The organism is Isachenkonia alkalipeptolytica (genome assembly GCF_009910325.1).
In the GTDB taxonomy this organism is placed as follows: Bacteria; Bacillota; Clostridia; order Peptostreptococcales; family T1SED10-28; genus Isachenkonia; species Isachenkonia alkalipeptolytica.
Map to the genome: position 1 here is coordinate 1 of NZ_SUMG01000035.1, position 12598 is coordinate 12598.

Here is a 12598-nt window from a genome sequence, read left to right on the forward strand (position 1 = left end):
TTAATATTACCTTTCTGATTATGTCCACCTCATTTCTTAGTCCTGAGGTTCTATTATAATAGATTTAATAGTATTTGGGACATAGTCACTTGTGATATATTAAGACATTATCATATATGGATCATAACTTCGCCTCGCTTTAAGATTATTCTGAATTGACTTTACGATTAACAAGAGGTATAATAATTGTACTAAGGTTAAATTTATTAGGAAAGGGGTAGGTTTATTATGGAAAAATCAAAAATTGAGGTGAACCCATCGAACTGAATAGCCGGTCAGTACATCCCGGGAAAGCGGAAGATTAGTAAGTTTCCCCTGGCCTTAGTTGTGTTGACCCAAAAAGTAATAACCCCTAGCCTATTGATATATATTTTTAAAACGAGGGCACGATAAGGTTATCGTGTTTTTTGTATGCCGAAAACTACAGGAGTTATTCTGTGGTTTTTTTGTGCCCGAAATAGGGGAGAGAATTTTTTAAAAGTCCTAAAAAAATAGGAGGAAACCAATGAAATTAAATAATTTTGGATGGAATGAAAAGTGGGAATCACAGTTTGAGAAAGCGAAAAAGGCGTATCAAAATCCTAAACAACTAAAACCCATGGAGGCCGCAAGGGTAACGGCGGTATTTGCGGATCGCTATCGAATTCAAACAAAGGGGGGCGAAAAAGAGGCCCAGGTATCCGGGAAAATGATTTTTGAAAATCTTTATGCAGCGAAAAATCCGACCGTGGGGGACTGGGTAGTTGTGGATTATAATGAGAACGGACCTTCCGTGATCAAAGAAGTGCTACCCCGTCTAAGCTGTTTACAAAGACAGGAGGCCGATGGAATTGACGCCCAGGTAATCGGTGCGAATGTGGATCTCTGTATATTGGTTCAGTCCGTAATCGGAGATTTTAGTATTGCCAGACTCGACCGCTACATCGCCATGGTCTGGGATGCAGGATCTGTACCGATGGTGATTCTGTCGAAGACGGATCTGGCAACGGAAGAGGACGTCCGTGAAAAGGTTAATTCACTGGAAGCGGCCTTTCCCGGAGTGGATATCCTGGCAGTCTCAGCCATTACCCAAATAGGGATTGCTAGCCTTTGGTCCTATTTGGAGCCGTCGAAGACCTATATGGTATTGGGGAGCTCCGGTGTGGGAAAATCCACACTCTTGAACTTATTGATGGGGGAGGAAATGATGAAAACCGCTGAAGTTCGGGAAGAGGATCAAAAAGGACGCCATACCACCACCCATCGGCAGATGTTTACGCTGAAAAACGGTGCCCTGTATATTGACACCCCGGGAATGCGGGAGGTTGGATTATTCAATTATCAGGGGGTGGATAAAGCTTTTAAAGATGTTGAGACATTGGCAAAGCATTGTAAGTTTGCGGACTGTAAACATCAACAGGAGCCCGGCTGCGCCGTGGCTGAGGCGATGGAGGCCGGCAGTCTTACAGAGGATCGGTGGGAGAGTTATTTAAAATTAAAAGCGGAGGAAAAAATCCATCGGCGAAAGCAAATACTGCTTCAAAAAAAGGTGGCCAAAAAGAAAATCAAGCGGCAAAAAAACCATTATAAGGACTACAAACGGGGTGGTGGGAAAGAAGAGAAGGAACTTAATCAGTGGTGTTGTCGTTGACAGTTTCCATTGAGTTTCTCACGCGGGGATAGTTCTTTCGACTTACACGGGAACGGTTCGTGTGTGAGATAGCAATACAAACGTGTAGAGCAATAAATTAAATCCGTTTTTCTTTAGATTATTAGAATGCTGGGCCGGAAAGCATATTTGAAGAAAGTGATAAAAATGGTTTTCGTAGTTTATCGCCAATTATTATGACAGAACCGTCCAGCCTGAGGTCTTTGTACCGTGTTTTGTTTTTGGGTTTTAGTCTATTTTTACTAGTTAAAATCATACTTAAGTATATTGAACTATTTATATGATAATTCGTTAGCCCTGTTTATAATGAAAAGAATTGATTGTTCTGACTATTTAAAATATTATAAACGTACGGTATCTTTATCACAAAGGGGCGGTTTTACCTTGTTTGTTATCCGATCTAACAAAAGGAGGTTATTATGAAAAAAAAGATTAGTTTGGTTTTAGTTTTTATGATGGTTTTTGCGGTGTTTGCCAGTTACTCTTTGGCAAATCCTCAATCAATCCCTAATGGACCCTGGATACAACCAGATCAAAACGTCAGTCTAAGCAGTTTGCTTCAACCTGAGGATGTGGAGCAACGACTGTTGGATATGGAAAGACGATCGAAAGGCCGAATGGAAACTGAGATAATCGGTTATTCCTCAGGTTACGAATGGCCGATTTATGTGGCTAAGTTTGGGGAAGCCGACAACGATAATCCAAAAATTTTAATCGATACTCAAATCCATGGGAACGAACCCTTGGGTACTGAAGCCGTTATGCATTTAATGCAAACGCTGGCCATGAGTAATAACAAGGAAGTACGAGACATCCTTGATAATGTTACCGTGTGGTTTATTCCCATGTTGAATGCTGATGGCGCAACGATTTTTGAAATTGAAGACTATGGGGATGCACAAACCAGACAAAATATTCAGTATTGGACCCCTGAAGAGTGGGGGCTTGATGCCGATACAGATGCTCCATGGTACCATGTATCACAAACCTGGAGAGGGACTCCCGGTTACGACATTAATCGCGATGCCCATCCTCATCTTGACTTTGATTTAGCGGTCCACAGCGACCAGCATTCACCCTGTAATGAAGATGAAAATTGGGGTGGCCAGCCGGGCTTCTATGTCACGCCTGAAGCAAGAGCCCTACGGGATGTTTTTAAGGAATTAGAACCGGATCTGTATATCAATCATCACCACAGAGGAAGCAATATCGAATCGGAAGAGAATCCTGAATTAACGACCTTGCAGATTCTTGGCCAATTTGTGCCCCTGGATAGGGAAGACACCATTGTTGACAATGGCGAAACCTATACCTACACATTAACAGAAGAATCCCTTGATCTTTCCAGACAAGTAAATGCTTTAGTATACCAAAAACTGCAAAAGGGAAACTCCCTCTTTGGACAAATCACTAAGTATCCTCGTGTGGAAGACTTTTATGGGGGGTATGGCTTACCGGGTACCACTTTAGGCTCTTTCTCAATGAACGATACAGCGGTTATGCTATATGAAACCCGAGGTCAATCCACCAGAGATACCGGTCAGAAAGCTAATGGACGATATATACGCCAATCCTTAGATGGTATTTACGAAACGCTTCTTGGGTTCGCAACAGGAGAAGTATATGATATCGATCCTTCTTTCTATGAGGATGAAATTCCTGAAGCTGGCCCTAGAATTACGGTTCCGGATCCTGGACAAGGATTCTAGAAACGGTTAAGAAATGCTGTTAAGTAAGATTTGAAATGGACCGCCCCTTTACCAAAGATAGCCCCTGGATAAATACGACTCCTTCATAAGATACTTACTGTTGGTTTTTATTATTGTATGGATTGCTGTGAAAACAGAAAAAAAGAGTGCCAAGTTTTCTTAGAAGAATAAAATAGACAGGCTTTAATGAGCATGTTGAACCGTAAAAGGAGTGAAGAAAAGTGAGGAAAACTAAAGTATTAATAATAGTGTTAGCTGTAATTTTTATGGTAACATCTTTCGGTTTCGCAGCCCCTAGACTAGTACCCAGTGGTCCTTCCACTGATAATGAAGGTCAAACAAATCTTTCGAGTACGATTAATTATGAGAAAATGATTAAAATTTTAAACGATATTGAAAGAACAAGTAAAGGTACAGTAGAAGTTTTTACTTTAGACGAATATGGTAAAAGTGAACAAGGTAGAAGTCTTTACGTAGCAAAGGTTGGAGAAGGTGATACTAAAGTTTGGGTACAAGCGAGTATTCATGGAGATGAGCAACTTGTATCAGAAGCTGTGCTAGATGTGCTAAAAACTTTGGGGAGTAACGGAGCAAAAGATGTACAAACTATACTGGATAATGTGACAATTTACGCAATACCAATGTATAATCCAGATGGGATTGAAATGAATACGAGAAGTACAATGTTAATTGATCAAGATACAGGAGAACCTCTATTGGATCAAGATGGTGATCCAAGATATATTGACTTAAATAGAGACTGGAAAGTGGATTTGATGGGAGAAGGGTTTGGCTTTGTTGCTTCTGAATCCAGAGCACTGTATGAGTTTTGGACTGAAGTGAAACCGGATTTTGCCCTGGATATGCACCATCAAGGGATTAAGGAAATGCCTGATAGCAACAAGTCTGTATCATTCTCTCTTGGTATTTCTTTAGCACCGAATGGACCAACGCTTCCTGGATTGAAAGATGGTGAGTATAATGACCTTACGCGGCAACTTCAATCCTATGTATACGATGATATAAAAGACTATGGGTATAGTCATATCGATCGATACGTAATCGGTGGAGAAGATAAATATGAGATTGATATTGTCGGTGGAGTTGTTTCTGCTATGATGCTTGGTATTAATTATGATAACCTTAACGAAGAGGGGCATAGTTGTCCCGCCGTATTCTTTGAAACAAAAGGGAATACACGTGATGGAAATTTAGGACAAAGAGCTAATGGGTATTTAACTAAACAAAATTATCATGCTCTTAAATCATTTTTATACGGCATCGCAAGTGAAGAAGTTTATCATGTAAACCCAGATTCGTGGGAGGAAATACCTAGGCATCCAATAATAGGATACTTCACTGATTACGCAGGCGTTATTGTCATTGAATAGAATAATTATAATAATGTTATAAAGTTGATCCAGGTAGCCAAAAGCACGGGTATTATGTTCTATGAGGAAATGAAGTAAAATAGAGCAGCTACGTTGTGTCGTTAATCCATTAAGCAGAGAGTCAATCGTAGGATTGGCTCTTGCTTTTTGATATGCCAGGCAAGCTCGCGCAGAGACGGTTCTTATGTGAGGCAGTGGTACAAATGTGTAGAGCAAGTAACGAGCTCACAAGGGACGGCTCTTTTATGAGGTTGCAATACAAAGGTATAGAGAAACTGATTGAATTTATGTTTTTATGTTTACTTAGTACTGGAGTCGACAAGAATATTTGAAGAAGGCGGAAACTGAGTTTTCATACCATCTCTGCGTGAGTTACGGATAAAAAACCCATGTCAGCCAATGAAAAAAAGACCTATACAGGTCTTTTTTTATTGAAATGATGTATGTTTTACTCTTTCGATTGTCGTTCGATTTATTCCTGCTTAATTATTAAATAAACAGCAATAATAAAAAAATCTGGTTAAATCATTGGAAATAAAACGAAAATAAAGAAAATGCTGAAAATATAATTGCTATCCATATTTGGTAATGATAAAATGATATGGAAGATTTTTATATTTGGTATGTAATACACTTTACGTAAAAATTAAGGAGGTTGTGAAATGGGAAAAGAGAAAAAACCGATTTACAAAAGATGGTGGTTCATTGTAGCAGCAGTGCTGGTGCTCTTTATGGTCTTCGGTTCCGCCTTGGGAGAGGGCGACAACGGGGAGGAAGTGGCAGAAATACCGGAGGAATCCCAGGAGGATGATAATGGAGAGAATGATAATGGCGAGAATGATAATGGCGATGATGAAGGGGAGAAAGAAGAAGTAGCGGATGAATCGGAAGGCGATGAGGATCCTGTTGAAGAAGAGGAAGAGGAAGTCGCTGAAGAATCACCTGCAGATGATATGACCTCAGGGGAGCGTAATGCATTACGAAGTGCCGAGAATTATCTTGGTTTCTCTGCATTTTCCAGGGAAGGCTTAATCGATCAGTTGAAATTTGAAGATTATAGTGACGAAGAAGCAACCTTTGCTGTGGATCATGTGGAAGTGGATTGGTATGAACAGGCTATCAAAAGCGCAGAAGATTATTTAAGATATACGGCATTTTCTAAAACCGGTTTAGTTGATCAATTGAAGTTTGAAGGATTCACTACGGAACAAGCAGAACATGGGGTTGCAAATGTGGAAGTGGATTGGTTTGAGCAGGCTGTAAAAAGTGCTGAAAATTATTTGAATACCATGAGTTTTTCAAAGCAAGGTTTGATTGATCAGTTGGTTTTCGAAGGGTTTACTCAAGAACAAGCCCAACATGGCGCGGATGAGGCTTATTAAAAGAAGGAATTTCTTGGTATTCACAAGGCGGCTCTTTTATGAGGTTGCAATACAAAGGTGTAGATCTCACAGGGCGACGGCAGGCTGCGTAAAAACGCTGATGTTATAATTATCAACTGCTATATATAGTTGAACATTGAATCATGGATTCAACATATAGTATATAAAATTTGTAACAAAACAGTTTTTACGCAACCTGACGGTTCTTTTGTGAGGTCAACTAAAATGGAAACTGAATAGTAAGAACCTAAAAGCTCTTCCGAAGGGAAGAGCTTTTAGTGTGGAGCTCTTTTTTTGATTGCTGCCAGTCGAAAACCTATTTTTTTACTCATCTTTCACTCATCTCCCAATGATCATATTGAGGCGACCACCTGAATTTTCATTGCGGAATGCTTTTTTATATTTATACCCAAATTCAGCGAAGAAGAAATCAACCCCTTAGTTCAACAACGGAAAAAAAGAATCTTACAGAGGATTTCAAAAAACAGAAATAAATTTCCAAAGAATAGAGGATTTGAGGATCTTAATCTAGAACTTATTTACTAATAACCTAATCAACGCGAAAGCGGTACGCTGTAGAGTGACCCCTTAAAGCATCATAGTGATTTTATATATGTAGGGTTTGGGGTATTGGGACATTCACCCATTTGCAACTGCCGGTTGCGAGGATTATACAGTAGAGTTGGTGGCGGTTTAACCGGTTGACGGATATAATGGTATGAAGAATATCAATATTCCAAATGGAAAGGATGATTTCATGGAAATCGGAGAAAAAATACGAAGCCTTCGAAAAGAAAAAAATCTCTCCCAGGAAGGGTTAGCGGAAAAATTAAAAGTATCCCGGCAATCGGTATCTAAATGGGAAGCCGGCCAATCCATCCCTGAAGTTCAAAAGATCCTGTTGATTTGTGATTTGTTCGGCCTCACTGCCGATGAATTTTTACGGCAAGAACTTACGATTCAGGAAGGGCATCGGGGGAAAAACACGGAGCATAACGCTTTTATCCAGAGGATGAAACGCTATCAACGGGAGCTCTTGATTGCATTTGCCTTTATCCTGACGGTTTCTTTCATATTAAATGTAGAAGGTCGATCGACAATAAGGGAGTATCAAAGACAAACTGAATGGGTGCGGGATCAGCTCTATGTAAGTTATTTTGAGGAGTTGGACCAATACCATGATCATTTGGTACGTGGGAATGAACAGGAAATAATGACAGCTTCCACCGAACTGTTGGCAAGCTCCCGACGAATGCGTGAAATGGGAAACCACCATTTGATGTTGGATATCGAAGGGGAAGGGAAGGCAATTTCCTCCATTGTATATGGTACAGCCGTTTCCATTGAGTGGATTGGACAAACCTTGGAGAATAGTGAAAGAATCACTCCCAATAAAATTAAACGGATTGAAGAAATTCCGGATTTGCTTGGGAAAATCCTTCGGTTGGAAAAGGATCTTCAGCAAGAAATCGATTCTCATGGATACGATATTGAAGATACCGAAACCTATGAAAAGATGCATTCCCTGATGATCGAATTGGCGATGCTTACCTTTGCCCATGGATTTGAAGCGGATCAGATCCTGTTGTAGAGTATGGGATGTTATTGGGGTAAAGGACAATGAATTAATATTTGACTAGAAGGGTTGGGGTAGAATGGGAAAAAGCAAAGTGTTTTTATGGAATTTTATGGATTTGGATTATAAAGCCATGGAAAGTTATTTGGAAGACATGGCGGAAAAGGGCTGGTTGCTGAGAAAGATCAATGGAAACTTTGCGACCTTTGATCGAATTGCGCCAAAAAAGGTGCACTTTACCGTGAATGTTTTGGAAAAAGCCGGGATCTGGTCCAAGGAAAATAGCAAAAGGTCGAAGGAGCGCCAAAGCCTGTTAGAGGAAGCGGGGTGGAGGTTGATTGACACCCGAGGGCATTTACAGTTTTTTTGCAGTGAAAAGGAGGAACGGCCCCTACCGGTGCATGGAGATTTGGACCGGGAAAAACAGGTGATTAACTCTTCCCTATGGAAAAAACAGCTGGCAGGGACCCTGTATATTCTGGTGTTACTCTCCGTATTTTTGTATTTTCTTTATCCCGTAGGTCTTGAACATTTAAAAAGTAATACCATACTGGTTTTTGTAATGGTACTCCCATTGGTTCTTCTGGCATTTGCAATCCATCTGATTTATTTGCTGGTTTGGCGGTACCGGATGAAAAGAAGTGTAGCAAGGGGAGAAGTCTATGACAGCCCGGATTATGGAAGGGCAAGAAAAAAAGGAGGAATCGTAAACGGCTTACAGCTTCTGTTGGCGGCGATCATTCTGACGGCGGTGGTTATGGATTTTACCGATGGGGGTGCTATTGCAACCAGTAGTATTTTCACCATGGTATTGATTTGGGTCATCCATCAAGTAAATAAGACGTTGACCCGAGAAAAACCCGATAAAAAAAGCCAGGTGCTTTTGTATCTGGCCTTAGCCGCCGGGACCATCGCTTTCGTGATGATGGCCTATATTCCCAGTTTGGGTTTTGATGATCAAAACCGGTCCCGGCTGCCCGAGGATTACCCCCGTTTAGCAGAGACCGAATGGGAATATATGAAGGAATTAGGAGAAAAGACGCCCCACTACCTTCGTGATCAAAGTGCACTGCTCCCGGTCAGTTATGAAGCCTATTACTATTTTGAGGAAGGGGCATTTAGTTATGCCTATTATCAGGGGGCCCATCAACGGATTGCCGCCTTTATCTACGAGGATATCTTAGAGGATCCTAATACTTCGGAAGATTTCCGGGTGACCTCACGAAAAGCAATGGAGGAACTGAGTGCTGACGAAGAGTTATACCGTCTCTGGAAGGTGGACCGGATTGCCTACCATGAGAATCGAAACATCCTGTTGCTGTTAAAGGGAGATAAGGTACTGCGTTTTCGGGGCATCCCGGATGTTTCCGATCCCGATTTTATCCAGGGGGTAAAGCAAATATTTTTTTAAGTCCGCCGAGCTGAGGGGTGATGATGTGATAAAGGGGAAGGTTTTGCTAACAAGAACTTTACCAATATTACCCATCGCCAACGAAAGGGTCAAGGAAAAATTAGGGGCCCCCATTCTTGCCAAAGTATTATGTATTCCGTGGATTTCGGCGAATTTGAAAATCTTCAGCATGAAGGACAGTAGGACCTGTTAACGAAAAAAAGTGGAGATCAGTCTTTCATAAAGATATTGGTAAGCTCATAACTGAATCGTTCCCGAGGGGGAGCATGATCAAATTCAGTAAAGCAAGGAGTTAATCCAAGTGAAACGAATCGTGGTGATTTCAAGTCCCCACGATTTATTGTGGACAGTGGGTCTAAAAGTTTTAAATGGTGTTCACATAATCCTCTATGCTTGGAATCCCGAGTCCGATCCCTCTGGGTTATTTTCAGAATCTTCTTTTCAACTTAGCAATAATCTTATATACTATTAATATGAACTAGGACTAAACTCATAAGAGGGCGAAGTCGGATTTATACTATGAAGAAATAAAGGCTTACAAACCAAGTTTTAACCTGTGCTTGCTGTTTGTTTTGATGGGAGATGTATATACAATGACTAGGGAAAATAGTTACAAAGACACCGATAGTTACTTAAACTTGTTGGATAATGCATTGATAGGGGTTTTCCACACCACGGCGGAGGGGAAATTTCTTTATGTTAACAAAGCACTGGCGAATATGTTCAAATATGAATCTCCCGAGGATTTAATCTCCTCGATCAATAACATAGAAAAGCAGCTCTTTGCTAGAAAGCAGAATCGACAGGAATTGTTGGAAATAGTCAGAAGCACGGGAAAATTATTAAATTGTGAAGTAGAGTATTTATGTAAAGACGGAAGCACCATAACCGCCCTGTTAAATATGCAGTTCAAACATGATGAAGAGGGGAATGAACTGTTTCTGGAAGGTTTTATCAATGATATTACTTTTATCAAAGAAAAAGAAAGGGCAATTATGGAGCGTGAGGAGCGCTGAAATTTTGCTCTGGAAGGCAGTGATTACGGGGTATGGGACTGGGATATCAAGACCAATGTATTTTACCATTCCAGACAGTATAATGTTATTGGAGGATATAGTGAAGATAGTCATCCAAAGTCTTATAAAGATTGGATGGCCAGTATTCATCCTGCAGATCGAGGGAGGGTAATGACGGAGCTTCAAAAGCACGTGGATGGTGAAAGTTCGATTTATACGGCGGAATACAAACTGCGGCAAAAAGACGGCAGTTATATCTGGGTACATGAACGAGCAAAAGCGACGGAGCGGGGAGGTGACGGTAAAGCACTTCGAATCGTCGGAACACAGCGGGATGTCACGAAGGAAAGAAATGGTCAGGACCAACTGTTATATCAGAAAAAATCCTTTGAATGTCTTTTTGAGAACTCTCCGGAGGCCATTGCTTATTTTGATAAGAATGAATATATTATTACGGTGAATCCTGCGTTCACAAAACTTTTCGGCTATACCTATGAGGACGTAAAGGGTCGACACATTAACGAAGTTATCGATCCGTTCAAGAAAGTCGAAGGTTATCTTACCTTTGCTCAATTTGAAAAACAGGATCTAAAATTTAAAGATACGGTACGCTATGATAAATATGGAAACCCGATCAAGGTTCTTGCCAAAGGGGTACCCATCGTCATCAACGACAAAATGGTTGCGGGCTATTCAATTTACACGGATGTAAGCTTTATGAAGCATGCGGAGGAACAAATAAAGAAGCAAAAAAATATTTTGGAATCACACTTTAATTATTCCCCCGATGGGATTGCCCATATTGATCTGAATTTCAGGGTGCTGGAGATTAACAACAAATTTACGGAGTTGTTCGGCTATACTGCTGAAGAGGCGATCGGAAAAACCATCGATGAGTTAATAACCCCCAAAAATCAGCTGCAAGAGGGCATCGGGATCAATGATATGGCGCTTAGAAACCAGAAAATTGAGATTGATACCGTAAGACAAGACAAGGCGGGAAATTTAATTGACGTTTGTGTCCGCGGGGGTTCCACCATCGTTGACGGAAAAATCATCGGATACCAAGTAATATATACCGACATTCGTAATCGAAAAGAAGCGGAGGAAAAAATACGGTACCTAAGCTATTATGATAAGCTCACGGGACTATATAATCGCGCTTTTTTTGAGGAGGAGTTAAAACGGCTGGACACGAAGCGGCAACTCCCCCTTGGAATTATTATCGGAGATGTAAACGGATTAAAGCTGACAAACGATGTTTTTGGGCACTTGGAAGGGGATCAACTGTTAATTCGAACCGCGGAGATTCTTAGTGAAGCCTGCCGAAAGGAAGACGTATTATGCCGCTGGGGAGGAGACGAATTTGCCATATTACTGCCTCATACCGACAAAGAAAGCGTAGAGAAGATTGGCCGAAGGATTTACAATCTCTGTGAAAAGCCCTCCGATACTCCGATTAATATCAGCATTTCCCTGGGTTACGGGATTAAGCAGCGGGCTACACAGTCCATTAAAGAAATCATTAAACAGGCGGAAGAGCAAATGTATCGAAATAAACTGCTGGAAGGAAAGAGTAACAGAAGTCATATAATCGATTCTTTGCAAAAGTCAATGTATGAGCGCAGTCACGAAACCGAGGCTCACGCCAAGCGTATGAAAGACTTAAGCCATACTTTGGGTAAAGGACTAAATCTTGATAATGATAAACTGAACGAGTTGAGCTTGTTGGCGATTCTTCATGATATCGGTAAAATGGCGATTCCCGATGATATCCTGGGAAAACCGGGAAAACTAACCAAGGGGGAATGGGAAAAAATGAAAAGGCATTCGGAGATCGGTTATCGAATAGCGGAAACCTCTCCGGAGTTGATCCATATTTCCAAATATATTCTCTTCCATCATGAACGGTGGGACGGAACAGGGTATCCCCAGGGCTTAAAAAGGATGAAATTCCATTGCTATCCCGAATTATAGCAGTAGTAGACGTATACGACGTTATGAGCCATGATCGGGTCAGTCTCCCATGAAGAAGCCGTAAAAGAGCTGAAACGGTGCTCCGGCACCCAATTTGATCCGGAAATCGTCTCAAAGTTTGTCGAGATTCTCGCTGCTTTCAAAACGGACGGCGGACCAACTAACTAAAGTGGAGTGTTTTTTCTAAGAATAGCTACAAAAAGTTAAACATGCTAAGTAAGGCTTTTCATAATATGAATTTTTTTGAGAAGACTTAGCTTATCATTTATGAAATGAGTTTTAAGGATTTGGAGTGCCCCTTTAAGCCCTACTGAAACCGGCAAATATATTTGGAGAGATCGCAAAAAATGGTGCTCTTTAATTTGGTCAATTGTAGAACTAAATGAGACTTTGTAAAGTTAAATAAGACCTGTCTAATAATCTTAAAAAATACAGGGTTTCATATCATTTATTTCTTTAAAAACGAGTATTCTAATGCTCGTTTTTAT

8 protein-coding genes are annotated in these 12598 nt (G+C 40.7%); all 8 read left to right on the forward strand.

Going from position 1 to position 12598, the window contains the following annotated elements:
* Positions 1 to 505 precede the first annotated feature (505 nt).
* The 8 genes from rsgA to ISALK_RS14240 all read left to right on the forward strand — a co-directional run bounded on the left by rsgA (position 506) and on the right by ISALK_RS14240 (position 12110).
* On the forward strand, positions 506 to 1630 hold the full coding sequence (gene rsgA / locus ISALK_RS14205) for a ribosome small subunit-dependent GTPase A (RefSeq protein ID WP_160723451.1): 1125 nt from the start codon (positions 506 to 508) through the stop codon (positions 1628 to 1630).
* 437 nt (positions 1631 to 2067) lie between these two features.
* A complete protein-coding gene (locus ISALK_RS14210; protein WP_160723453.1) occupies positions 2068 to 3357 on the forward strand; it encodes a M14 family zinc carboxypeptidase in 1290 nt (429 codons plus the stop codon).
* A gap of 221 nt (positions 3358 to 3578) precedes the next feature.
* A complete protein-coding gene (locus ISALK_RS14215) occupies positions 3579 to 4748 on the forward strand; it encodes a M14 family zinc carboxypeptidase (protein ID WP_371724079.1) in 1170 nt (389 codons plus the stop codon).
* Positions 4749 to 5410: 662 nt separating this feature from the next.
* Positions 5411 to 6130: an Ltp family lipoprotein gene (locus ISALK_RS14220; RefSeq protein ID WP_160723455.1), complete on the forward strand. Its 720-nt coding sequence runs from the start codon at positions 5411 to 5413 to the stop codon at positions 6128 to 6130.
* A gap of 718 nt (positions 6131 to 6848) precedes the next feature.
* Positions 6849 to 7721: a helix-turn-helix domain-containing protein gene (locus ISALK_RS14225; protein ID WP_236660388.1), complete on the forward strand. Its 873-nt coding sequence runs from the start codon at positions 6849 to 6851 to the stop codon at positions 7719 to 7721.
* A 64-nt stretch (positions 7722 to 7785) separates the two neighbouring features.
* A complete protein-coding gene (locus ISALK_RS14230; protein WP_160723457.1) occupies positions 7786 to 9117 on the forward strand; it encodes a DUF2812 domain-containing protein in 1332 nt (443 codons plus the stop codon).
* 593 nt (positions 9118 to 9710) lie between these two features.
* Positions 9711 to 10133: a PAS domain-containing protein gene (locus tag ISALK_RS14235; protein WP_160723459.1), complete on the forward strand. Its 423-nt coding sequence runs from the start codon at positions 9711 to 9713 to the stop codon at positions 10131 to 10133.
* Between the two features lie 9 nt (positions 10134 to 10142).
* Positions 10143 to 12110 (forward strand): PAS domain S-box protein, encoded by a 1968-nt coding sequence (locus ISALK_RS14240; protein WP_236660389.1) that lies wholly within the window; start codon positions 10143 to 10145, stop codon positions 12108 to 12110.
* The last annotated feature ends 488 nt before the right edge of the window (positions 12111 to 12598 follow it).